22 protein-coding genes and 1 riboswitch are annotated in these 23,581 nt (G+C 37.3%); of the genes, 6 read left to right on the plus strand and 16 right to left on the minus strand.

Going from position 1 to position 23,581, the window contains the following annotated elements; all coding sequences use genetic code 11:
* Positions 1–61 precede the first annotated feature (61 nt).
* Positions 62–195: riboswitch (FMN riboswitch) on the minus strand.
* A 330-nt stretch (positions 196–525) separates the two neighbouring features.
* The 3 genes from AB3I00_RS04420 to AB3I00_RS04430 form a co-directional block, all read right to left on the minus strand.
* Positions 526–642: a putative metal homeostasis protein gene (locus AB3I00_RS04420; RefSeq protein ID WP_002288644.1), complete on the minus strand. Its 117-nt coding sequence runs from the start codon at positions 640–642 to the stop codon at positions 526–528.
* Between the two features lie 236 nt (positions 643–878).
* A complete protein-coding gene (locus AB3I00_RS04425) occupies positions 879–1,130 on the minus strand; it encodes a helix-turn-helix domain-containing protein (protein ID WP_002309856.1) in 252 nt (83 codons plus the stop codon).
* Positions 1,131–1,219: 89 nt separating this feature from the next.
* Positions 1,220–1,441 (minus strand): helix-turn-helix domain-containing protein, encoded by a 222-nt coding sequence (locus AB3I00_RS04430; protein WP_002309857.1) that lies wholly within the window; start codon positions 1,439–1,441, stop codon positions 1,220–1,222.
* 231 nt (positions 1,442–1,672) lie between these two features.
* Here AB3I00_RS04430 and AB3I00_RS04435 point away from each other — a divergent pair, with 231 nt between their 5' ends.
* Both AB3I00_RS04435 and AB3I00_RS04440 read left to right on the plus strand, forming a co-directional pair.
* Positions 1,673–2,749 (plus strand): hypothetical protein, encoded by a 1,077-nt coding sequence (locus AB3I00_RS04435; RefSeq protein WP_368024808.1) that lies wholly within the window; start codon positions 1,673–1,675, stop codon positions 2,747–2,749.
* Positions 2,750–2,847: 98 nt separating this feature from the next.
* The gene (locus AB3I00_RS04440; RefSeq protein ID WP_123838208.1) at positions 2,848–3,324 is read left to right on the plus strand and encodes an NUDIX domain-containing protein; all 477 of its coding nucleotides are present in this window, start codon (positions 2,848–2,850) and stop codon (positions 3,322–3,324) included.
* Between the two features lie 102 nt (positions 3,325–3,426).
* Here AB3I00_RS04440 and AB3I00_RS04445 read toward each other — a convergent pair whose 3' ends face one another.
* The 7 genes from AB3I00_RS04445 to AB3I00_RS04475 form a co-directional block, all read right to left on the minus strand.
* Positions 3,427–4,452 carry an FUSC family protein gene (locus AB3I00_RS04445; protein ID WP_002313933.1) on the minus strand — a complete coding sequence of 342 codons (1,026 nt, stop codon included), beginning with the start codon at positions 4,450–4,452 and terminating at the stop codon, positions 3,427–3,429.
* Positions 4,453–4,727: 275 nt separating this feature from the next.
* Positions 4,728–5,159: an HIT domain-containing protein gene (locus AB3I00_RS04450; protein WP_002336611.1), complete on the minus strand. Its 432-nt coding sequence runs from the start codon at positions 5,157–5,159 to the stop codon at positions 4,728–4,730.
* Positions 5,160–5,285: 126 nt separating this feature from the next.
* Positions 5,286–6,215: an ATP-binding cassette domain-containing protein gene (locus tag AB3I00_RS04455; RefSeq protein ID WP_002292658.1), complete on the minus strand. Its 930-nt coding sequence runs from the start codon at positions 6,213–6,215 to the stop codon at positions 5,286–5,288.
* Positions 6,205–7,293 (minus strand): ABC transporter ATP-binding protein, encoded by a 1,089-nt coding sequence (locus AB3I00_RS04460; RefSeq protein ID WP_002292656.1) that lies wholly within the window; start codon positions 7,291–7,293, stop codon positions 6,205–6,207. Before AB3I00_RS04460 ends, AB3I00_RS04455 begins: the two co-directional genes overlap by 11 nt.
* A 10-nt stretch (positions 7,294–7,303) precedes the next feature.
* Positions 7,304–8,215 carry an oligopeptide ABC transporter permease OppC gene (oppC, locus tag AB3I00_RS04465; protein WP_047928056.1) on the minus strand — a complete coding sequence of 304 codons (912 nt, stop codon included), beginning with the start codon at positions 8,213–8,215 and terminating at the stop codon, positions 7,304–7,306.
* Between the two features lie 25 nt (positions 8,216–8,240).
* Complete coding sequence (locus AB3I00_RS04470) at positions 8,241–9,722, minus strand: ABC transporter permease (RefSeq protein WP_368024809.1); 1,482 nt, start codon at positions 9,720–9,722, stop codon at positions 8,241–8,243.
* An 81-nt stretch (positions 9,723–9,803) separates the two neighbouring features.
* Positions 9,804–11,789 carry a peptide ABC transporter substrate-binding protein gene (locus AB3I00_RS04475; protein ID WP_368024810.1) on the minus strand — a complete coding sequence of 662 codons (1,986 nt, stop codon included), beginning with the start codon at positions 11,787–11,789 and terminating at the stop codon, positions 9,804–9,806.
* Between the two features lie 623 nt (positions 11,790–12,412).
* Between AB3I00_RS04475 and AB3I00_RS04480 the strand changes: the two genes are divergently transcribed.
* Positions 12,413–12,916: a VanZ family protein gene (locus AB3I00_RS04480; protein WP_024635751.1), complete on the plus strand. Its 504-nt coding sequence runs from the start codon at positions 12,413–12,415 to the stop codon at positions 12,914–12,916.
* A gap of 918 nt (positions 12,917–13,834) precedes the next feature.
* Here AB3I00_RS04480 and AB3I00_RS04485 read toward each other — a convergent pair.
* Positions 13,835–13,972 (minus strand): hypothetical protein, encoded by a 138-nt coding sequence (locus tag AB3I00_RS04485; protein WP_002319331.1) that lies wholly within the window; start codon positions 13,970–13,972, stop codon positions 13,835–13,837.
* A gap of 94 nt (positions 13,973–14,066) precedes the next feature.
* Complete coding sequence (locus tag AB3I00_RS04490; protein ID WP_002292646.1) at positions 14,067–14,645, minus strand: TMEM175 family protein; 579 nt, start codon at positions 14,643–14,645, stop codon at positions 14,067–14,069.
* A gap of 168 nt (positions 14,646–14,813) precedes the next feature.
* On the opposite strand from AB3I00_RS04490, the gene AB3I00_RS04495 reads away from it, so the two are divergent.
* Complete coding sequence (locus tag AB3I00_RS04495) at positions 14,814–15,011, plus strand: hypothetical protein (protein WP_002309889.1); 198 nt, start codon at positions 14,814–14,816, stop codon at positions 15,009–15,011.
* 101 nt (positions 15,012–15,112) lie between these two features.
* Here AB3I00_RS04495 and AB3I00_RS04500 read toward each other — a convergent pair whose 3' ends face one another.
* Positions 15,113–15,931 (minus strand): ZIP family metal transporter, encoded by an 819-nt coding sequence (locus tag AB3I00_RS04500; protein ID WP_002292643.1) that lies wholly within the window; start codon positions 15,929–15,931, stop codon positions 15,113–15,115.
* A gap of 164 nt (positions 15,932–16,095) precedes the next feature.
* Between AB3I00_RS04500 and spxB the strand changes: the two genes are divergently transcribed.
* The gene (gene spxB, locus AB3I00_RS04505; protein ID WP_002329771.1) at positions 16,096–17,826 is read left to right on the plus strand and encodes a pyruvate oxidase; all 1,731 of its coding nucleotides are present in this window, start codon (positions 16,096–16,098) and stop codon (positions 17,824–17,826) included.
* 185 nt (positions 17,827–18,011) lie between these two features.
* Here the strand turns inward: spxB and AB3I00_RS04510 are convergent, their stop codons facing one another.
* Positions 18,012–18,533 carry an HdeD family acid-resistance protein gene (locus tag AB3I00_RS04510; protein ID WP_002309892.1) on the minus strand — a complete coding sequence of 174 codons (522 nt, stop codon included), beginning with the start codon at positions 18,531–18,533 and terminating at the stop codon, positions 18,012–18,014.
* A 249-nt stretch (positions 18,534–18,782) separates the two neighbouring features.
* On the opposite strand from AB3I00_RS04510, the gene AB3I00_RS04515 reads away from it, so the two are divergent.
* Complete coding sequence (locus tag AB3I00_RS04515; protein ID WP_070770272.1) at positions 18,783–20,405, plus strand: ABC-F family ATP-binding cassette domain-containing protein; 1,623 nt, start codon at positions 18,783–18,785, stop codon at positions 20,403–20,405.
* A gap of 128 nt (positions 20,406–20,533) precedes the next feature.
* Here the strand turns inward: AB3I00_RS04515 and AB3I00_RS04520 are convergent, their stop codons facing one another.
* Positions 20,534–21,397 carry a DegV family protein gene (locus AB3I00_RS04520; protein ID WP_002316532.1) on the minus strand — a complete coding sequence of 288 codons (864 nt, stop codon included), beginning with the start codon at positions 21,395–21,397 and terminating at the stop codon, positions 20,534–20,536.
* 665 nt (positions 21,398–22,062) lie between these two features.
* Positions 22,063–23,355 carry an adenylosuccinate synthase gene (locus AB3I00_RS04525; protein WP_002309895.1) on the minus strand — a complete coding sequence of 431 codons (1,293 nt, stop codon included), beginning with the start codon at positions 23,353–23,355 and terminating at the stop codon, positions 22,063–22,065.
* Between the last annotated feature and the right edge of the window lie 226 nt (positions 23,356–23,581).

Below are 23,581 nucleotides of genomic sequence, written 5' to 3' on the forward strand. Positions count from 1 at the left end.
GGCATAACTAAACAAACCTAAAGGTAAATCGATTTTAATAAATAAAACCGACCTTCAGTCAACTTTTCTTCTCCCATCCAGACTTTAACTGTCGGTGCCAGATTTTCACTGGCTCAACCACAAAAATGTGGGTCACGGACTTCGAGTAAACTCGTCACCGTCGGTCGGGAATTACACCCTGCCCCGAAGAAATATTCAATTCGTTTAGAGTATATTCTTAAAGCTCAAGTGTGTCAACCTAAAATAAAATGGAGTATAAACACCCGCATTTAATCAAGGTTATTCGCATGAATAGAATAATATATCCAAAAAAGAGACGTTTATGGTCACACTTTTGGTCACAGTTTAATTCAATTCAAATCTAATCACGCTAGCTATACCGTTAAAAATCCCAACAAATCAGTGTTGAATTTTCTTACTTCCTAATAGGCTATTGAGTGGGAATAAACAAAAATAATTGAAAATAGCCGAAAAACGTTTTTTAACAACGTTTTTCGGCTATTTTTTTATTAAGTTTCCTTCTTCTTACCTTTTTCCACTATTTCGTTTCACATCTTTGATGATTTTCAACGCACGTTTTCGTGTTTTGATATTTGGGCTTTTCAAACGGCGATACGCACTTGAGATATCTGTTTTTTCCATATAGACGACCCACTTTCTTCTTTGATTGTAGTCATGTTAAAGAATACAAATCGAAATAATTACGATTTGTATTTTGAATGGTATCAAATGTTAAAAAGAAAGTCAACCTGCTAAAACGAGGCTATGGCAAAAGTCGTGTCACAATCACTTTTTCCGAATGAATAGTGTTCCAAAAGGTGCTTCTTCGGAAATAAGTTTTATTATTACATACGATCTACCAATTATTCTTCCCACATTCACATCTTACCGTTTCCGATTGTCTTAAATAATTCAGCTACTTCTTTTTGCGAACAGTCGTAAAAACGAAAAATTTTTTGTAACATCTCGTAACTGGGACGCGATAGACCTGTTTCCCATTTGGAAAGTGTTTGTCTTGTGATACCTAATTGTCGTGCAACGAAATCTTGTGTATAACTTCGGTCTTTTCTTTTTTTTGTCAGCCATCGAGCAAATACCATCCAAGCATCCTCCTCGTTGTTAAACCGCATCCATTTCCCTCAATATCAACTATATTAGAAACATTTGTAATTGAAAAGAGTCTATAACGATTGGGATCTAAAAAAAGAAATGGTGTATCCTAGTTCTTTGTTTCTCTTTCTCTTGTAAACAGTTCTGAAATCTCTTTAGCTGAGCATCCATACAAACAAATCAATTTATAGAGCATCTCATAACTTGGATATGACCGGCCATTTTCCCAATTGGACAAACCTTGTCTTGTAATATGTAACTGAAGTGACACCCATTTTTGAGTATACCCTTTTTCCCTTCTCTTCTCACGCAACCACTGATGGATCTCCATCCCTCGCTCCTTTCATTTAAGTATTCTCTCCCATATTAACTATAACGGAAAATTTAGGAATTGAATATATGGCGCAATGATTTGTGTCTTACATTTGATTGCTAGTTAGAATACACTGTAATTGTTGAAATATAAAAAAATAAAAGGAGTGTTAGAGAATGAAAAAATCGGTAATAGGTGGAATAATATGGGAATGTTTTTTTAGAATATGACCGTTAATAAGGAGATGTCATGAAATATAAATACCTATTTCTTAGCTTGGGGTTCCTTTTATTGTTAGGGATATCGGGATGTACTGATGCAAGAAAAGAACTGACAGGTGATTATGATTATTATCTCTATTTTTCGAATACAATGGACAAGTTTGTAACATCTGGCAGATTTGTTGGTATCGGAAAGAAGGATCAAGTGATTTTAAAAACAGAAGGACTGGAACTAGGCACTTTCGTACAACATGATCAAAAAGTCTTTTTATCTGATCGAACGCATGACTTTGTTTATACACCTCATTCAGGAAAAATCGAAAAGGAAAAGCGCCAAACAAAAGAACATACAGGAATAGACAGCGTCATATTGGACGGGAAGCTGGTTACTTTGTTCAATCATGGCTATCCAGATACCGATGACATCCTTTATCAAAACAATCTTTATTTTAATAATGACTATACGATTATCAACGGGCATATTTTTTCGACTGGAAACGATGAGCAGTCTCTCTATATTTTACGTGACGAAGAAATAGGAAAATTATTTGTTGATAGACTCTATCTTTCTGAAGATACGCTTATCAGTGAGAACCTTGGTTCGTTCCCCAATATAGAAGGGAGTGAATATCTGATAGGTTATCGGCTAAATGTTCATGAAAACCACTTATACGGAGTGGCTTTTGATTTTGCTAATAATCGGCGAGCTGGATTATTTAGCTATTCGCTGAAAGATTCATCGTATACATTTAAAGAAACAGACCGAGAAATAATACTGGAAGATATAGGATTCAGTTTTTCAAAAGGAAGTTTTATTTATAAAGATCAGCTTGTTTACTTTTCAAGTAACGGCACGATCTACTTTATTGATCTTGAGACTGCAGAAACTACTAAAAAACTCCCGACAAACATGGATCTTAGTGGGGTATTTATTGTCTCCGTGATTGATGATGAACACGTAGCGATTGCTACCCATGATCATAATAATAATCTAATCATCTGGGAACTCGACCTAAGTAGCTTGTCTCTTACGGAAAAGCGACGTGTAGAACCTTCACTATGGAGAAAGCAAGAATATCTGTACGACTTTCAAGTAAAGCGATGATTATCTCAAAAAAGTTTGCCCAGCCGCCAACATAAACAAAAATTGATGATAAAATAAATATAAAAATTTTTTTGCGAAAAAGATTGGTGGGCGTTGGAATGGAAACAAATGATTTGCGTATGGTAGAAGAGAATTTTCAATTTGATATACGGGCATCTGGAATTTTATGGAATGAGGAAACAGATGCTATTCTTTTGAGCAGGGAAAACAATGAACATGGCATCCAAGTATTGCCTGGCGGAGCGGTCAAACGTTTTGAGACAAGTCAACAAGCCGTTGTTCGCGAGATGCTAGAGGAAACTGGTTATGAAACAAAAATCGTCCGTTTGCTTGCCCTTATTGAAAGTACCTTTTCAATTGAAGAAAACACAGATAAAACCTATCAGCAAATCAATTTCGTTTATCTTTTGAAACGTGTAGCTCACTCGGATAGACATAAAATCGTTGCATCAGAAGAAAAAGTGCGACCAGTTTGGAAACACAGACAAGAGGTAAAAAACGTGAAACCAACTATATTAAACGAAATCATTGCGGAATTTCCTACTTCTGTCCGCTTTGAAGTATCATTCGATTAATTGAGGTTGTGAAAAAGCCGCTCAGTTTTGAGTATTAAGAAAAAGGTTGTGAAAATGACTTTTTCACAACCTTTTTTAGCACATATACTTCTATTTGTCCTTCTATTCTAATTTCTTTCGAACGACATTTAAATAATGTTGCAGCCCGACATTCATTACCCACGCAACACCTAAACCGATGAAACTTCCTATGATGATTCCTAAAAAACGATATTCGATCAAAGACATCAGATAGGCCCCGCGAATAAGTGTAGATAGCATCAACGCCATGGGATTAAGAAAAATATTAGCAACTGCGTAATTTCTAGCAACTAGAAATTGTGCGATTCCGTAAAGAAACGTAATCAGAAAAATCGTCTGCAGTTGCGTGAACGGCACAAATGACAAGACTGCTGACACACATAACCCACCCATCGATCCAATCAGATATTGGACTTGTCGATGCTTCATCGCATCCAAATTTTCCGCCAGCAAAATCGATGCACATGACAAGGTCAACCAATAAGGATTATGCAGATTCAAGCCATGACTGACATAAACGGACAGAAACAAGGCGGCACTGTAGAAAACAGAATCAATGATCACCAAAGGCTCTTCATGAAACCTTTCTTTTAGAGTCGCTTTTTCAATTGTCTGCTCAGGTCGTGAATCCAGTAATTTTGTAATCACTGCCGCAATCAGGGCAAAAACGACACCCATAAAAAAATAAAGCGAGACGATCGGTAATTGAGCGATTGGCAGCTGCATACTCGTTCCCATGGCAGAAAGCATCGCAAAAAACAAGCCACCTGGTTTAGAGATATGGAATAATCGCAACACGAATCTGCTGGAAAAAGCAACCAAAGCTACAGCAAATGGTTCAAGCCATAAAACATAAGTTGACAAAATCCCTAGAACGAAAGCAAACAAAAGTCCACAACCGATCAAAAACATACGTTTCAGCAAAGATTTCATCGGTATGTTTTGATAATAGAAAAAAGTAAAGATCCCTAATGATGAAAAACTTGAAATCAAAAAGTCATGATTTATGTAACCTAACCATAATACGATAAAGATAAGTAGCATCAGGTTCATGATACGAAAAGGATTATCTTGTATTTTATTGAAACGAAAATAAGTCTTGAACAATCTATCCCTCCTTCCTAGTGATTTGAAAAGAAGCTGAATCAAAATGAAATACCAATCCCGTTTGTCAGCATTACCTAGTATAACAATTATTTCTTGATTTTTCATAAAATTAGTATCAAGAAGAAAAAGGCTTGGAAAAGTCAAAACAAAGAACGAACATTCGAGTCGTATTAACAAAAAAAGATAAGGTAGCAAGTTTTCTAAGCAACTCGCTACCTTATCTTTTTTTATTAAAAACCGAATGAATCGTATCTAAGAGCGTACATTCTTCTCTTTTATGCACTGGATTTTTCTCCTGTCCTTTGTCTCATATCAAGAAGCTGGTGCATAGTCTCTAAATCATTCATCGCGCCGGTAAATAAGGGCCAAGCATCCACCCCATCTTGTTTTTTTCTAGGAATAATATGGAAATGAAGGTGAGAGACATGTTCTTCTACTGTCTCATCTTCTGCTTTAATCAAATTGACGCCATCAAAACCGCAATTTTCGACGCAATGAAGAGAAACCGCTCGAATGACGTTCATCAATTCGATAAATAGTTCTTGCTCGCAATCAATTAAATTGACCCGATGTTTTTTGACTAGAGCGATCATATGACCATCGACATCTCCTGCGTTATCTAAAAATACAAGAATATTTTCACTCTCAACTATTTTTCTTCGGTGCAATCTTCCATTCACTATTTTACAAAATAAACAATCCTCCAATTCATCCACCCCTTTGTGGACTAAGAAGGGGTAAGACTCCTCTGTCTTCCCCTTGCTTTTACCAAAATATCGATTAACTATCATGTTTGATCACCTGACTTTCGGTGTCCAGTCAAACTGCAGATCTCACAATTTTCGATACGCTTCTAATTCTTTTTGATTCCCGTATACAAAATGTCCGGGGCGTACTTCCTCGAAAACCGGACCGTCTTTTGTATAATCATGTATGCTAGGATCATACACATGTAATTTTCTTTTCCTTGCTAAAATAGGATCTGGTATAGGCACAGCTGAAAGCAATGCCTTTGTATATGGATGAAGCGGATGGTTGAATAACTCTTCCGTTTCAGCTAGTTCTAAAATATGTCCTTGTCTGATCACAGCGATCCTATCTGAAATAAAACGTACGACTGATAGATCATGAGCGACAAAAAGATATGTCACTTCTCGTTTTTTTTGTGCATCTTTCAGTAAGTTCAACACTTGCGCACGGATCGAAACATCTAAAGCAGAGATTGGTTCGTCTGCTACGACTAATTCAGGTTCCATCACTAATGCCCGAGCGATCCCGATCCGTTGTCTTTGACCGCCGGAAAATTCGTGAGGATAGCGGTACATATGCTCTGGAAGTAGTCCGACTTCTTTGATGATTTTTGCCACCTTTTCCAAGCGTTCTTCTTCCGAGTGAAACAGGTTAAAATTATAGAGGCCTTCTGAGATAATATATTCTACTGTTGCCCGTTCGTTCAACGATGCGGATGGGTCTTGGAATATCATTTGGATCTTACGGATTTTTTCTGCTTGTTCTTTTTTCGACAAGGGTCCATTGATCTTTTTCCCTTCAAAGAGAATATCCCCTTTGCTTGTCGGATTTAACCCAATGATTGCTCTGCCAATCGTCGTTTTGCCTGAACCAGATTCTCCTACGAGAGAGAACGTTTCTCCTTTATAAATATCAAAGTTGGCGTCTTGGACAGCTACGAACTTGCTTTTTCCTTCCCCAAAAGTGATTTCTAAATCTTTTACAGTTAACAAAGTTTTTTTATCAGCTGACAACTTGCTTCCCCCCGTCTTGCTCTTCACTATCCAATTCTGCAGCCAAAGCAATCATTTTTTCATGAAGATTTTCGATTTGTTTTGGTTTAAGTACTTTCGGTGCACGAGGATCCAGCAGCCAAGTCTTCGCAAAATGGGTTTCGGATACTTGGAACATAGGCGGTTCACTAGTAAAATCGACCTTCATCGCATAGGCGCTGCGAGGCGCAAAAGCATCTCCTTGGATATCTTTATATAAAGAAGGTGGTGTTCCTGGTACAGAGTAAAGCACATCTCCTTTTTGTGCTAATTGTGGCAAAGAAGAAAGCAAGCTCCATGTGTAGGGATGTTTTGGATCATAAAAAATTTCTTCAACTGTTCCGCTTTCGATGATCTGTCCAGCATACATAACAGCTACTTTGTCTGCTATAGCCGCGACAACGCCCAAATCATGGGTGATAAAAATCGTTGTGAATTGATATTCTTCCTGAAGCTCTTTGATTAGTTCCAAGATTTGTGCCTGGATCGTTACATCCAAAGCGGTTGTCGGTTCATCACAAATCAAGATTTTAGGTCGGCAAGCCAATGCAATAGCAATGACGATCCGTTGTCTCATCCCACCAGAGTATTGGAAAGGATATTCATCATATCTTTTTGCCGCATTAGGGATTCCTGTTTTTTCCATCAATTCGACAGCTAAGCGTTTCGCTTCTTTCGCTGATTTCTTCTGGTGTTTGATGATGACTTCTGAGATTTGTGAGCCAATTGTTTTGATAGGATTCAGTGAAGTCATAGGATCTTGGAAGATCGTCGCGATTTCTTTTCCCCGAATATCTTCCCATTCTTCATCCTTTTTCAATTCGCTTAATATCTTGTCTTTATAGCGGATCGTTCCTGAAGTGATATTGCCGTTTTGTTCCAGCATCCCGGTGAATGTTTTTGTCAGAACTGATTTTCCTGATCCTGATTCACCAACGATGGCTAATGTTTCTTTTTCTTTTAGCTCTAATGAGACATTTCTGATCGCTTTTAATTCACGGTGACGAACATGGAAGCTGACCGAGATGTTTTCTACTGATAAAATTGTTTGATTCTCCATTGTTTGCCTCCTAAATATGTGTTCTTGGATCTGCCGCATCTGCAAGAGTTTGTCCTACGATGTATAAAGAAACAGAAACTAACGCCAGTACAGTCACAGGAATCCAGAAAAGATAAGGGTAATTGCTCATGTTATTCGTATATTTTGCGATCAATCGTCCGAGGGAAGGAACATCACTGCTTAACCCAACGCCTAAGAATGAAAGAAAGGTTTCATATGAAATAAACGAAGGTAGCGCTCTAGATACATCTGTCACGATGATAGAAATCAGATAAGGCAGGATATTACGAAAAATCATCCGCAAGGTCGGTGTTCCTAGTGTTTTTGAGGCTAAATTATACTCGCGGTCGCGGATGATCATGACTTGTACCCGAATAAAGTAAGCTACGCTCAGCCAGCTCGTCACACACATCGCAAAAATCAAATTCCAAAATCCGGAACCAAATGTATACGAGAGAACGATAACGATCAGTAAAGTTGGCACATTCGAGATGATGTTGTAAATTTCCAACATGAAACGGTCAATTGCTTTCGATGTTCCCCAAATCGCCCCTACTACTACACCAATAACTGTAGTGATCAATGTAGCAATGACACTGATGGAAATTGATGTTTTTGCCCCTGCCCAAACTGCATCGAATAAGGACATGCCGTTAGCATCCGTACCAAACCAAAATTTTGCACTTGGTGGATTATAGCGTTTCGTAAAATCATTGATATCTTTTACATCCATAAATTTGTATCCGCTGAATAATGGCTGGATAAAGCTCATCAATAAGACAGCCAGCATCAGTATCAGCATAAAAATCGCAACTTTGTTTGAAAAGAATTTACGCATGACCGAACGCCAATACGAATACTTCGGCGTATCAATCTTTTCTGAAGCTAACGAATTCGTTTCTACAAAAATGAATTCGTTCATTTGTTCTGTTTTCACATTTTCCAAGCTATTTTCCTCCTGACGATAGTTTGATTCGCGGATCGACTAATGCCATCGCAATGTCCCCGGCTAAGATTGAAAATACGGATACTGTGGTAAAGACAAAAACGATTGCGATAACTAATGGATTGTTATGGGTAATGATCGCATCAGGTAGCATTTTCCCCATACCTGGTGCAGCAAACACTGTTTCTGTGATCGTCGCCCCAGCAATCGCTCCGATGATACTTCCTGGAATCCCATTGACGATTGGGATAGCTGCATTTTTGAAAATGTGTTTTCTAGCAATTTCTTTCGCATTCAAACCTTTTGCTTTCGCAAATTTAACATAATCGGAAGACTGTTGGTCGATCATGTAACGTCTCAGCCAAATAACGATTCCAGAAACAGACAATAGTCCTAGAATCACTGTCGGTAATATATAGGAGCGAATATCTTGTGCGCCCAATGCTGGGAAGGAATCTGGCAAAGAAAACCAGCTGCTTCCAATAAATCGGAAGAAATAGATAAAGGCTAGACTTGGCACGGAGATCAGCACCGTTACGATAGCGATCCCTGCTTTATCTGGTATCTTTCCTTTGTAACGAGCCATCAACATCGCAGCAGGTATACCGATCGCATAAGCAATAATAACAGCGACAGCTCCCATACGAAATGATGTACCGATCATCGATGGGTCTTGGTGATTCGTGTCTGTGATGACGTAATTATCAGAAAAATATTTTTTGTCTCGTGAAGAGATGTTTTTTGTTTTCTGATATTGACGGAGATAGATATTAGCAGAAGAGCGCGCTGTAAAATCATCATTAAATGTTATCTCTGTACTTTCTGTTTTCCCTTGTCCTCCTGAGATGATGCTTGTTACCGCTTGTCCGGCAAATGTCGGATATGAAGTGCCTAGATTCAAATGAACGATATTTTGATGGATATAAGGAAATTGTCCATTGAAATAGATTTGGTATTTATATTGTGTTCCTGAACCGACAAGTGCCCAACCGACCAATTCATCGTTTTCGATACGCAGAGAATGTTTTAAGTTAGGATTGCTGGCATCTTTTACTTTCCATGGGTGATCGATTTGGATCATATTCGCATAGAAATTCACTACGCGTTTTACTAATGGAATATCTTTTGTCGCATAATATTCTTTGCTGATTGGAAATTGTTTGAGCGTCCAACCATTTTTCTTCGCCCAATCTTGGTATTTTTCTTCTAACTGCTCAGAAGAGGCTTTTTCTGATGAACTGCTTCCTACTTCTTTTTTCAGTTCTTTCGTCGTGTGGTATTCGATATAACCCATCTTGCTGAAGGCTGTATTTTCATAATCTGCCAGTTCATCTGGTTTTGCCTTTAATTTTCCGTAATTCACATCATTTTGAAATATCGTTTTTCTCGGAACAAGTGAATAGATCACCGCATAGGTTAAGGTAGTTACAAGAAAAATACTAAGTATAGAGCGCAGGACCCTAAATAAAAGGTATCTTTTCACAATTTTCCCTCTCTTTCATCATATAAGTAAAAAAGGCTACAATAGAAATTGAAAGCCTTTTTTACTATTCATTCAGCTAAATTACTTAGAACTTGTTGTTTCTGCTTCTTTCGCAGTTTCTTCTTTTTTCGTTTCCCAAGCTTTCTTCGCTTTGTCGTATTGATCTGTTGTGACGATATCGCTTTGTACTTCTACATATTTCAATTTGTTTGCAGCAATACCTGCCCAACCATATGGTCCGCTAAATGGTACTACATTTGTGACACGCGGCGTCCCACCATCTGCATAAATTGGTACTTGCAAAGCATTATCTAACAACCAAGCTTCTGCATCTGCATAAGCAGTATAACGAGCATCTAAATCATCAGTGATAGCAGCGGCTTTATCCAATAATGCGTCGTATTCAGACAAGTTGATTGCTTTTTTCGCAGCAGTTGATGGATCCGTTCCTTGTACTACGGCAGAAGCTTCCAGTCCAAGTGTATGGATCATATCCCCTTTGCGTGAATCATAGATATTCAAGTAAGAAGATGGATCAGTGTAGTCTGGACCCCAACCAGAGGCATTTGTAATGTCAAAGTCGCCAGCTTGTCCGGTCGTTGCTTGATAAGTAGCAGCTAAATATTTATCTTCATTCAATAGTTGAACATCAACCACTACGTTATCTGATCCTAAAGAAGTTTCCACTGATTTTTTCAAAGATTTGACCATGTTGACACTAATCTCAGAAGTTTCCTCAACTGGCATATCTAAATGAATAGGGAATTGCACACCTTTTGCTTCTAGTTCTGTTTTTGCTTTTTCCATATATTCTTTGGCTTTGTCTGCGTTATAATACCCATCTTGTCCATCAGATAAATTTACATCGCCAAAAGCATCGGAATCCAGTGCTTTTAATTTACTTGCCACTGTATCACCGTAAGGTTTTCCGCCAATTTCTACAAAATCGGCAGGAACAAGTGTATTACGTAATGCTTTAGTGGCTCCTTCTTCTCCTACACTTTGTGCGTTATAGCTTTTCTTATCAAATCCGAATAGAATAGCTAAACGGAAATTGCGGTCTAAAATAGCTTTCTGTGTATCTTCTTTTTCTTTATCTGTTGTTTTTGAAGTTGCATCAAATGTACCTCGGTTAAAGTTAAATGTTAAATTGTATGTGGATCCACCTGTTTGAGACCAAGTCACACCATCTGGATAAGCTTTTGTTACGTCTTTATATCCTGGTGAATTTGGATAAACACGAGCAAGAGATAATTCTCCATTTTCGTAAGATTTAAATAACCCATCGGGATCACTTCCATCATTGTAGGTCCATTTTACTGTGTCTAAATGGACATTTTTAGGATCCCAATAAGATTCATTCTTCGTATATTCGATAACTGATTTAGCTGTATTGTTTGCAAGGATGAAGGGTCCATTATAAAGGATGGAGTCTGGTGTTGGTTTACCGAAATCTTTCCCTTTTGATTTTAGGAACTCTTCATTGATTGGATATAAGATACCATAAGTCGTTTTTGAGTTCCAGAATGGTTCAGGTTTATTCAATGTGTATTGCAACGTATAGTCATCTACTGCTTTTACCCCAACAGTAGAAAAATCATTCGTTTTACCATCTATATAATTAGATAAGCCTTTGATACTATCTGCCACGATATATAACGTTTCTGATTGTACATCTACCGCGTGTTTCAACCCAGTAACAAAGTCATTTGCTGTCACATCAGCCCCATACTCATTTCCTTCACTATCCACCCAAGGAACACCTTTGCGAAGATGATACGTATAAGTCAACCCGTCATCACTAACTTCCCATGACTTAGCCATATCGCCTTTCAGGTTCCCGTATTGGTCATTTTCCAAAAGACCTTCCACAAAGTTAGTATAGTGGTCACTATTCGTTTTACGGGATGAGAATGTGTAATCTAGCGTTTCAAGATCTGTTACATATACAGAACTATATTCTGATACAAGGTCACTTTTCTTTGAAGAGCTAGACCCTTTTGCATTACTCCCGCATGCTCCCAGCATAACGGCACTTACTAGAAGCAAAGCTAAAACTTTTTTCATATAATGTATATCCCCCTCTTATTTATACTGCTTTCACCCTTTTCAACCCCTATTAACCAGATAATTGCGCAACATATTTAATTAATAAATCACCTGAAATAATTAAAAGATAATGAAAGTTATTGAAATAATACATTTGGCGTTAGGCAATGTCAAGGTGATTCAGCAAAATAATTCGAATTATCTGAAATTTATATATATAACTATATATGCAATTATCTAACTTTTTCTTTTTATCATTAAGAAAATAAAAAAATAAATATCATTAATGTAATAAGCGTAAAACGAATGTACTCGAAGAAAAAAGCGTTGAAAGAATTATCTTTCCATAATTTTTTTATGTATAGCATATCCCACTTTTATACGAAAAATAATATATATATGCATGTAGTTTATATAATTATTAAAAATAATCTTTGAGAGGAAAAAGCGAACGAATAAAAATTACTTAAGTTATATATTTGAACGTTTTCTCATTTTAAACTCATTTAAAAGAAACCGGATTCCCAACAAAAAAAGCTTCTAATTTTCGTACGATAACTACGTTGGTCCTTAAACTTCATACTTTTTTATGATTTTTCAGCGGTTTTCGATGGTATACTTTTTAGATGGAGGAGATGTCTATGCGGTATATATCAAAATTTTTATTAGGGATTTATTTATTCTTTCTATTATGGTTGATTTTATTCAAGCTATCATTTAATCTTCCACAATTTCTCACTTATTCTTACAGCAATGTCAATCTCGTCCCTTTTTCTACTTTTTCTTTTGAAAATACGACGGTTTTGCGCGAGACCACTTATAACTTCATTGTCTTTTTTCCTTTTGGGGTGCTTTTGAATGTCAATTTCAAAGGGCTTTCCTTTTCTAAAAAATTAGGGATCATTTTCCTTGTAAGCTTCTTCGCAGAGTTTATTCAATTCCTATTCGGTATTGGTGTAGCGGATATCACTGATGTAATTACTAATACAACAGGAGGTCTGATTGGATTATGGTTCTATCAGCTTTTAAACAAACACCTATCGACAAATAAGTTGGATCGCCTAGCCGTTATTTTGGGGTACGTTTTATTGTTATTTCTAATCGTAGCTTTTTTATTTTTGACACGTACTATCCGTCTTCGATAAAATCGTTCATAAAAAAGGACCGTCACAGATACATTCCAGTGTGTACCTATGACAGTCCTTTTTTATTCAATTATTGATTCTCAAAAAAATCGATTTTCACCTCTGCTATTTGGAGTATACATCTTACACATTGAAGCAGTCAGGATATGTTTCCCTTTGTTTTTTATCAAAAAATAGTAAAGTAACGGTTATGTCTATTTTCAGATTAATTACATCAATGAAATGTCCTTTTCATTGAAAAACAAGTATTATCATAACTCCTTCATAATTTAAGTACGCATTTTAATCAAAAATGATTATTTTTTTAGCTTAAATGCTTTATATCTTAACATTTTCCTATTCGACACTTAAATCGATTGAGAAATTTTCGTTCTTCTTTATACCCCATATAGGTATATCTATTTATTGTAAAAAGCTTGTTCTATAAATAATTTTTCTTCTTTTCTATCATTTTTCTCTCTTATGAAGGTATCTTTTTCCTTGATTTCTGCCAGTAGATTTTACCTGATCCTACTTTTTGAAGGCATTTCAAAGGAAAAAGTAGCAGTTTTTAGAAGTAGCAGAGAAATCAAAACAAGTGTATCGTTATTTTTTAACTATTAAATAACATGTAAAATATAGTTGGTTCGTTATTTTTCACTCTTCTGAATTTACTTTTTTAACCCCATCTGAACTCTTGTTAATATTTATTCATTTCTATTGTATATCCCCTGACAAAAGAAATCTATATGCCTCCTTTAACTAATCTATTGTTTTTTTAGCTATCATAAAGTTATCCACTGTGGAAAAACTAACGATTTTTTTCGATACACTTTTTTAAAAATTTTTTCCACAAATAAAAACATGTTTACAGCAGTATGATTCTGCTGTAAACCTGTTTTTATTAAATAGATAGAATATTAGCTTACATAAAGATGTTTATTTTTTTATTGCTGCGAATAATGTCAAAAATACCGTGACACCAACTACTGTCCAAGTCAAATGACCTTGATCCAAATAAATAAGCATCGTGACAAAACTAGTAATCAGTCCTACATGAAGTCTTTTTTGATCCATCTGCATCCCTCTTTGAATACTAGTATCACTCGGATATTTGATCGTTTGTTTATTTTTTCTATATTTTTCTCTTAAATTTTAAACACGGATCATTTTATCGATATTGTGATTCAATGGTACGGCTTGGGATGATCCAAGCAGCCAGAATCACGATGTTTGCGATCAGCACGGCTACTGGCGCTACTAAATAGCCTAAGACAATTCCTAAAACATTCAAGCCAATCGATAAGTATGATTTCTTGTAATCATTCAGCATCGTCTTCAATGCTTTCTCGTGACCCTTATTTGCTTTGACAAGTTCTTTTGCCAAGATATAATACGCAATGTTAGCGGTCAAGGTAACAAAACCATAAGTCATTTCTGGAGCCAGACTATTGATGTACTCACTAATCCATGAAGTGGCAAATGGAAAAAGTGAAAGCGCAAAAATAAAGAAACTGTTCGCCCATAAGACCCGTCCATTTATCTTATGTACAACTTGAAATAAATGATGATGATTGTTCCAGTAAATCGCTAAGATGATGAAACTGACAATATAGATAAAAAATCGGTAACCTAATGCAGCGAGCGCCTCCCACGTATCTCCGTTAGGTTCATGAAGTTCTAAAACTAAAATAGTCATGATAATGGCGATTACAGCATCTGTAAATGCTTCAAGACGATTTTTAGGCATGATATTCTCCTCCTTTTCCGCTCTATTTTAGATGATAAACAAGGGAAAAAGCAATTGTTTGATCATTTAAGTAGATGAAGTAAAAATCAGTCTGCAGTTGGAGGTGTTTTTAGAGAATCCCTGTTATACTTTTTCTATAGTAAAGAATGAACAAGAGGAGGGTTTTGTATGCGTCAAAAAAATATGTTCTTAAATATCTTCATGGTTCTTTTAGTGTTGATTGCCGCTAGCTTTGTCATCAGTCTTTTTGTTAGTGTCGTAAGTGGCCTTTTATGGTTTGCGGTCAAAGTTTTGATTCCGATCGCACTTATCATCTGGCTCGTTCGTTGGATCAAAGGCAATACACATCGAAAAAACTATTATTAATGAATCACATGATCACTCCGTTATGATATAACTTACTTAAAAATAGGGTCGCGACATAAGTTCGCGACCCTATTTGATATATCATATATGAATTTTCCCAATTATCCTAATGCTACATCCAAGATCATCATAATGATAAATCCGCTCATAACACCAAAAACTGCAAAATGACGTTTGCTAGACAATGTCTGCTGTGCTTCGGGAATCAATTCTTCCACCACGACATAAATCATCGCTCCTGCAGCAAAAGCAAGTGCATAAGGAAGCAGCAGCTCCACTTTCGTTACTAGTAGTGCGCCAATCACCCCAGCGATTGGTTCAACGATTCCAGAAGCTTGTCCGTAAACAAAGGCCTTTTTACGGCTCAGACCTTCTTGTCGCAATGGGATTGATACAGCTGCTCCTTCTGGGAAGTTTTGGATACCAATACCTAGCGCCACCGAAACAGCGGCTAGTATAGCGGCTGTCGGATTATCCGCAGTTGCTGCTGCACCGAATGCTACCCCTACGGCTAAACCTTCGGGAACATTATGCAATGTAATAGAAAAAACAAGCAAGATTGTCCGCTTTAAATGGGTAGGCAATCCTTCTGCTTCATGTTGCGGTCCAAAATGCATATGGGGCAGTGTTTTATCTGCCATATATAAAAACACCCCACCTAAACCAAATCCAATACTTACAACTAGCCAAGCAATATCTCCATTTTCTTCTGCTTTTGTAATCGCTGGATCGAGCAAGGACCAAAAACTTGCAGCAATCATGACACCAGAAGCAAATCCTAACATCAAATTTAGCACTTCTTTTTTGATTTCTTTAAAGAAAAAAACCAATCCGGCACCAAGAGCTGTCATAAAATAAGTGAAAGCTGTCCCAGCAAGTGCTTGCTGCCAAGGATCAAGCCTCAATAGCCATTCAACCATGCCATTCCCCTCTCTTGAATCTATTTATGTACTACTCTAGCATATTCCCAAAAACATGACTACATTTTTGTGAAAAGACGAATTAGTTGGGATTTTCGATAAAAAGTTCTATACTCTAGATACAAAAAATTTATGGATCATCATTGCTAAAGGAGTGAAACACCATGTCAAAAATCAATGCAGGAGTCGCAATGGTAAAAGTTCTTGAAAGCTGGGGTATCGACCATATTTATGGCATTCCCGGAGGATCTTTCAATTCGATTATGGATGCGCTATATCACGAAAAAAACGAAATCAAATATATTCAAGTCCGTCATGAAGAAGTCGGTGCACTAGCAGCAGCCGCAGATGCAAAATTAACCGGGAAAGTCGGCGCTGTCTTCGGCTCTGCAGGACCTGGTGCGACACATTTGATCAATGGTTTGTATGATGCACAGATGGACCATGTGCCTCTAGTAGCGTTCTTAGGACAAGTTGCTTCTACATCCATGAACTATAACTCTTTCCAAGAATTAAACGAAAATCCTATTTTCGCAGATGTCAGCGTATACAATCGTACAGTCATGACGCCCCAAAGTCTTCCACATGTCGTAGATGAAGCCATTAAAGCCGCCTATGAGCATAAAGGTGTGGCTATCGTGACGATTCCTGTTGATCTTGGTTTTGAAGAAATTGATGAACAACCTTTCTCTACTGCTCACACTCACAAAACAAGTGTGATATTACCAGAAGAAAAAGATTTGCTGACTGCTTTGCCTTATCTTGAAAAAGCAAAAAAACCAGTTCTTTATGTTGGTCAAGGAACGCGAAACGGATTTCCGCAAATCAAAGAATTCTCAGAACATTTTTCAGTTCCTATTGTCGCTTCCGTTCTAGCAAAAGGAATTATTCCTGATGATTATGAAAACTTTCTTGGTTTTGCTGGACGTGTCGCTACTAAACCCGGAAATGAAGCATTGGCAGAAGCCGATCTGATCTTATTTGTCGGTAGCGACTTCCCGTTTGGACGTGCATTTTTTAATCCAACTGCTGAATTTATCCAAATCGATATTGATGCGTCAAAATTCGGACGGCGCCATGAAACATCGCTGTCGATTCTCGGTGATGCAAACACAGCTTTGCAAAGACTGGTCGAATTAGGTGATGCTCGTCCTGCTGATAGCTGGTACCTAGCAAATCAGGAAAATAAAGAAAAATGGGTAAATTGGTTGAAATCTTTTGAAGATCGTGAGGAAGAACCGATTCGACCAGAGGCTGTCTATAAAGAAATCAATCGGATTGCTGAAGACGATGCGATTTTCGTCACAGATGTCGGTAACACGACTATCCATTCTATTCGCTTATTAAATATGAACGGTAAACAAAAACATACAACCTCTGGATGGTTCGCAACTATGGGTAATGGTGTGCCTGGAGGAATTGCCGCACAACTAAGCTACCCAGAAAAACAAGTATTTACCTTAAGTGGTGATGGCGGATTTGCTATGGTCATGCAAGATATCATTACACAAGTCAAATATCAGCTTCCAATTATCAATGTTGTTTTTTCTAATGATTCTTTTGGTTTCATCGAAGCAGAACAAGAAGATACGGAACAAAAGAAATTCGGTGTATTTTTAGAAGATGCAGATTTCGGTAAAGTTGGAGAAGCCCTCGGTGCAAAAAGCTTTACAGTCACAGAATACTCGCAACTTCGGTTTGCCTTTGATGCAGCCGCAAAATCAGACCGTCCTGTAGTGATCGATGTGAAAATCAATAATAAGCGTCCATTGCCAGTAGAAGATCTTCATTTAGATCCAAGAAAATATTCTGAAGAAGAAATCCAAGCATTCAAAGAAAAATATGAAGTCCATGATTTGCCAGTATTGAATGAATTATATGAAAAGAGGTTGTGACAACTGCGCTATGCTTCGAGTAATAAGATAAAATTTGTGCCTATTGCTTTTCACATTTTTGCATAAATTTGTCTCGATACCTAAAGATTACCTCGTGCATATTTGTCCATAATAAAAAAGCCAGCTACCAATTGCAACAGTCAAACTGTTACCGGAAGCTGGCTTTTTTATTTGATTGATTTCACTTATCTAAACGCATAGACGATATGTGTGATGCCGAATAACATAAAATAGAACCCAACTAAAAAGCTTAATGTCAACGCAGAAGAAATTGGATTAAACAATAAGAAAATTCCTAATAAAATTCCTAAAATATTGACGATGATCGTAAACCAATAATATCCTTCACTTACTCCTCTTGCCAAGTCAGCAGTAAATAACGCTAAAACGGAATCAGCAATAAACCATACTGCAAAAACAAAAGGTAATGCTGCGACTCCTGCACCAATATTGAATAAGAAAAAGACGCCAACTAGAATATCGATGATCCCGATTATTAAGGGCATCTTTCCTTTATATCCTGTTAGCTCTTTTAATCTGTTACGTACAAATAGTTCAAATATCCCTTTAATAAAGGCAAAAATCGCAAAGACTACTACAATTGCAACTAAATTTCCGACAGGGTCTTGAAATGATAACAATGAGACAAGTACAAATAAAATTCCCAAAATCAATGAGCCCCAGTCGATGGTTCTTTTTTCATCCATTTTCAATCCTTCTTTCATTTCTTTTACAGTTTTATAGTACTCCCTCTTATAAATAACGTCAAAAATTATGCTGTTGCAAACTAAAAAATCCTATAGCAGCTATTTCTACTCCTCTTTTATGTTTATTTTCTTCATTCTGTTTCACGTGAAACACAAAGAATGTTCGATTGCCTTGAATCTTTTACCTTTCCCCTATATAATTCTATAAGACTTGTCAAAAACTAATAATGATAAAAGTGAGGAAAAAAATTGATTACTGTAAATGATGTGAGTTTGCACTTTTCAGACCGCAAACTATTTGATGATGTGAATATTAAATTTACCCCCGGAAACTGCTATGGCTTGATTGGTGCAAATGGTGCAGGTAAATCAACGTTCCTTAAAGTGTTATCAGGGGATCTGCAGCCTTCCACAGGTTCCGTTACTATGGGACCAGATGAACGGATGGCCGTATTGAAACAGAACCATTACGACTATGAAGACTATACTGTACTTGAAACAGTCATCATGGGGCACAAGCGTCTGTATGAAGTGATGAAAGAAAAAGATGCGATTTACATGAAAGAAGATTTCACTGACGAAGATGGTATTCGAGCAGCTGAATTAGAAGGAGAATTTGCTGAGCTTAATGGATGGGAAGCAGAACCAGAAGCAGCTGTTTTACTGCAAGGTCTGAACATCCCTGAAGAATTGCACCATCAGCAAATGAGTGAATTGACTGGCGGACAAAAGGTAAAAGTGTTGTTAGCACAAACACTATTTGGTAAACCTGATGTTCTTTTACTAGACGAACCAACAAACGGTCTGGATATCCAATCGATCAATTGGTTGGAAGAATTTTTGATCAATTTTGAAAATACTGTGATCGTTGTCTCCCATGACCGTCACTTTTTGAACAAAGTATGTACACATATGGCGGATCTGGATTTTGGTAAAATCAAACTTTATGTAGGAAATTATGATTTTTGGTTGGAATCTAGTCAATTGGCGGCTAAGCTCCAAGCGAATGCAAATGCAAAAAAAGAAGAACAAATCAAAGAGCTTCAAGAATTCATTGCTCGCTTTAGTGCGAATGCATCAAAATCAAAACAAGCAACTTCACGTAAAAAAATGCTTGAAAAAATTACTTTGGACGATATCCAGCCTTCTTCTAGACGTTACCCATTCGTTGGATTCAAACCTGAACGTGAGATCGGAAACGACTTATTGCAGGTAGAAAATGTAAGTGTAACGATTGATGGAAAGAAAATTTTAGATGATATATCTTTTAATTTAAGCAAAGAAGACAAGGTTGCTTTTGTCGCAGAAAATGATATAACAACAACGACGCTATTCAAAGTTATTATGGGTGAAATTACACCAGATACTGGAACAGTACGTTGGGGAGTAACAACAAGTCATTCTTATTTACCAAAGGATACAACGAAAGAATTCGACACGGATCTAACGATTTTAGACTGGTTGCGCCAATATGCAAGTAAAGAAGAAGATGACAACACCTTCTTAAGAAGTTTCTTAGGAAGAATGCTGTTTTCTGGTGAAGAAGTATTGAAACCAGTGAATGTTTTATCTGGTGGAGAGAAAGTCCGTTGCATGCTCTCAAAAATGATGCTTTCGAAAGCTAACGTACTTGTATTAGACGATCCAACGAACCATTTAGACTTAGAATCAATCACCGCATTGAATGACGGCTTGATGGCATTTACTGGCTCGATCCTGTTTGCCTCTCATGACCATCAATTTATCCAAACATTGGCAAACCGGATCATTGCTCTTTCAGATAAAGGTGTGATTGATCGGGCAGATACGACATATGATGAATTCTTGGAAAACACAGATATTCAAAAACAATTGAACGAGTTATGGGCGTAATGGCCTATTTAGCTTAAAAAACAAAAAAACAGCGACCACTAAGAGATAGGATGCTCATCTATCTTTTAAGAGTCGCTATTTTTGTTACATTCAAATCCTGGGCTTTTTTACAGAAAGAGTTACTTCTTTTATCGACTGATTCCCATCGAAAAAATCGCGATACAGCCATAGCCTGTGTGACTGGCGATCGTTGGTCCTAAGGGATAAAGCTTCACATCTTTCATCTTTATCTGCTCTTCCAAAAGCCGTTTTGCCTTCTCCGCGCTCTCTAGATCCCCAGCGTAAGCCACATAAACGATTTGATCAAGTGGCGCAACGATTGTTTTTACTGTCTCATTGACGATTGTCTGGATCGACTTGTTCCTTCCGCGAACTTTGTCAACATTCGTCAGCCTTCCTTCTTTATCTACCGTAATAATAGGCTTTACACTCAATAGACTGCCCAGAGTAGCACTTGCTTTGGAAATTCTACCGCCTCGTTCTAGATACTTCAAATCGTCTACAGTTACCCATGAATGGACTTTCAAATAATTTTTTTCCAGCCACTCTAGGGTTTCTTCGATACTTTTCCCTTCTTTTTTCAATCTTGCAGCTTCCAATACTAAAAGCCCTTCCCCGATACTTGCAGCTTTTGTATCAAAAACATAGATCTCAGGGTCTTCATATTCTTCCTTCAGTAATTCAACAGCTTGAAGCGCACTGCTGTAAGAGCCGCTTAATCCACTGGAAAAAGCCACATATAAGACAGGAATCTGTTTTTCCGCATAAGAACGGAAAAATTCTAAATATCGGCCAACATTGATTTGTGATGTCGTAGGCATCGCACCATTTTTCAGCTGATTCATGTAGCGGTCATAATTGAATGTCTTTCCGAGATCATCTACTAACTCTTGATCATTCAATTGGAGATTCATTGATAAAAAATCAATTTTTTCTTCTGCTAATACATGGTATGGCAGATCACAACAAGAATCTGTTACAATTTGATACACATTTTTCAACCCCTTCTCGTTACATTTTACCCTTATCGTCTATTATAGCAAATCTCTTGCGCTAGACACACTTTTACCGGTTTATTTTCGCAAGTTCTAATCAAAATAAGAGGTTGTGACAGAAGTGGTCAGCTTCAAGAAATAAGAAGGAATTTACGAAAATTGCTTCTCAAATTTTTGTGAAATTTCGGCTTATTTCCGTAGAAGCTACTTCTGGAACACCGTTTAGGAGGTTGTGAAAAAGCTTCTCTGCATCAAGCAGTAAGAACAATCAGATAAAAATAGCACGCCATATTTTTCATCTGATTGGGTTTAGTGCCGTAGATGCAAGCTTTTGAACACCGTTTAAGAAAGAGGTCGTGAACCTGCCGTTTCACTCCGAGTCACAAGGAGCAATTTCAAAAAAACAGCTTCTCATGTTTGATGATATTGTGACTTGTGACCGAGGAGTTGGCAGGAGAACACTGTTTATTCAAAAAAAGGGAACTGCGACAAGACTTTTGTCACAGTCCCTTATATTCTGAATAAACAGTGTTCAAGAGACAGCCTATCGGCAATAAGGCTAAACGTCTCTTTCACTACCTCTTCAAGTGATTATTATCGTATAGATAAACACTTCGACTCGCTCTGGTAAGAACGTCCTGATTCAGTCGTCGTTTTTATCCTTAGATTTGCGCCCAGACGCTTTCTAAGATGTTTGTTTGTGTTCTATCAGGTCCGACAGAAAATGTTGAGATACGTACACCAACAAGCTCTGAGATACGACGTACATAGTTACGTGCGTTTTCTGGCAGTTCTGCAAGTGTTTTGCATCCTGTAATATCTTCTGACCAGCCTGGCAACTCTTCATAGATTGGTTTGCAGCGGTTCAACTCTTTCAAGCTTGCTGGATAGTGGTAGATTAGTTCGCCATCTAATTCATAAGCCGTGCAAATTTTTACGGTTTCCAATCCACTTAATACATCGATTGAGTTTAAAGATAGGTTGGTAATACCTGAAACCCGTTTAGAATGGCGCATAACTACAGAATCAAACCAGCCGACACGACGAGGACGTCCTGTTGTCGTACCGTATTCTCGTCCTACTTTGCGGATTTGTTCACCTGTTTCATCAAATAGTTCAGTTGGAAATGGTCCATCACCGACACGTGACGTATAGGCTTTGCAGACGCCGACGACTTTATTGATTTTTGAAGGTCCTACACCGCTTCCGATTGTAACACCACCGGCTACTGGATTAGAAGAAGTAACAAAAGGATAGGTTCCTTGATCGATATCCAACATGACTCCTTGTGCCCCTTCAAACAACACGCGTTTACCTGCATCTAAGGCGTCATTCAAGATAACCGAAGTATCTGTGACGTATTGTTTGATTTGTTGACCATATTCATAATATTCTTCAAAAATATCATCAAAATCAAGTGGTTCTGAATCAAACATTTTTACAAATTGACGGTTTTTATCATCTAGATTCAAACGAAGACGTTCTTCAAAAATTTCTTTATCCAATAAGTCTGCGATGCGGATACCTACACGAGCGGCTTTATCCATATAAGCTGGTCCGATTCCTTTGATCGTTGTACCGATTTTGTTTTCACCTTTCGCATCTTCTTGTAATTGGTCCAATTTGATATGATAAGGCAAGATTACGTGTGCGCGGTCAGAAATACGCAGATTACTTGTTTCTACACCTTTTTCATGTAAATAAGCTAATTCTTTGACCAATGATTTAGGATTGACTACGACGCCGTTTCCAATCACACTGATCTTGTCTTTATAAAAAATCCCAGAAGGAATCAAATGCAGTTTATAAGTCACACCATTGAATTTGATTGTATGCCCTGCATTGTCGCCACCTTGGTACCGTGCAATCACTTCAGCATTTTCACTGAGAAAGTCTGTGATTTTTCCTTTCCCTTCATCGCCCCATTGCGTACCTACTACTACTACAGATGACATGTGAACACCTCGTTCTATATTATTTAATCCTGAACCATTGTATCAATAATAGATACATAATTCAAATAAAATCGAATGATTTTTATTTTTATTTTATAAAAACGCTTAAAAAACGAACTTTTATCCTTTTAGAATGATTATTAAAAAAGAGGTTGTGACAGAAGTGGTCAGCTTCAAGAAATAAGAAGGAATTTACGAAAATTGCTTCTCATATTTTTGTGAAATT

This window comes from Enterococcus sp. C76 (assembly GCF_040886985.1).
GTDB classification, from domain to species: domain Bacteria; phylum Bacillota; class Bacilli; order Lactobacillales; family Enterococcaceae; genus Enterococcus_B; species Enterococcus_B lactis.

Coding starts and splice junctions, on each gene's coding strand:
- AB3I00_RS04510 (WP_002309892.1), bottom strand. CDS start 18,533: ATGGATGAAAAAAGAACCATCGACTGGGGCTCATTGATTTTGGGAATT.
- AB3I00_RS04440 (WP_123838208.1), top strand. CDS start 2,848: ATGGAAACAAATGATTTGCGTATGGTAGAAGAGAATTTTCAATTTGAT.
- AB3I00_RS04495 (WP_002309889.1), top strand. CDS start 14,814: ATGCGTCAAAAAAATATGTTCTTAAATATCTTCATGGTTCTTTTAGTG.
- spxB (WP_002329771.1), top strand. CDS start 16,096: ATGTCAAAAATCAATGCAGGAGTCGCAATGGTAAAAGTTCTTGAAAGC.
- AB3I00_RS04525 (WP_002309895.1), bottom strand. CDS start 23,355: ATGTCATCTGTAGTAGTAGTAGGTACGCAATGGGGCGATGAAGGGAAA.
- AB3I00_RS04460 (WP_002292656.1), bottom strand. CDS start 7,293: ATGGAGAATCAAACAATTTTATCAGTAGAAAACATCTCGGTCAGCTTC.
- AB3I00_RS04480 (WP_024635751.1), top strand. CDS start 12,413: ATGCGGTATATATCAAAATTTTTATTAGGGATTTATTTATTCTTTCTA.
- AB3I00_RS04485 (WP_002319331.1), bottom strand. CDS start 13,972: ATGGATCAAAAAAGACTTCATGTAGGACTGATTACTAGTTTTGTCACG.
- AB3I00_RS04490 (WP_002292646.1), bottom strand. CDS start 14,645: ATGCCTAAAAATCGTCTTGAAGCATTTACAGATGCTGTAATCGCCATT.
- AB3I00_RS04435 (WP_368024808.1), top strand. CDS start 1,673: ATGAAATATAAATACCTATTTCTTAGCTTGGGGTTCCTTTTATTGTTA.
- AB3I00_RS04420 (WP_002288644.1), bottom strand. CDS start 642: ATGGAAAAAACAGATATCTCAAGTGCGTATCGCCGTTTGAAAAGCCCA.
- AB3I00_RS04475 (WP_368024810.1), bottom strand. CDS start 11,789: ATGAAAAAAGTTTTAGCTTTGCTTCTAGTAAGTGCCGTTATGCTGGGA.
- AB3I00_RS04430 (WP_002309857.1), bottom strand. CDS start 1,441: ATGGAGATCCATCAGTGGTTGCGTGAGAAGAGAAGGGAAAAAGGGTAT.
- AB3I00_RS04425 (WP_002309856.1), bottom strand. CDS start 1,130: ATGCGGTTTAACAACGAGGAGGATGCTTGGATGGTATTTGCTCGATGG.
- oppC (WP_047928056.1), bottom strand. CDS start 8,215: ATGAACGAATTCATTTTTGTAGAAACGAATTCGTTAGCTTCAGAAAAG.
- AB3I00_RS04500 (WP_002292643.1), bottom strand. CDS start 15,931: ATGGTTGAATGGCTATTGAGGCTTGATCCTTGGCAGCAAGCACTTGCT.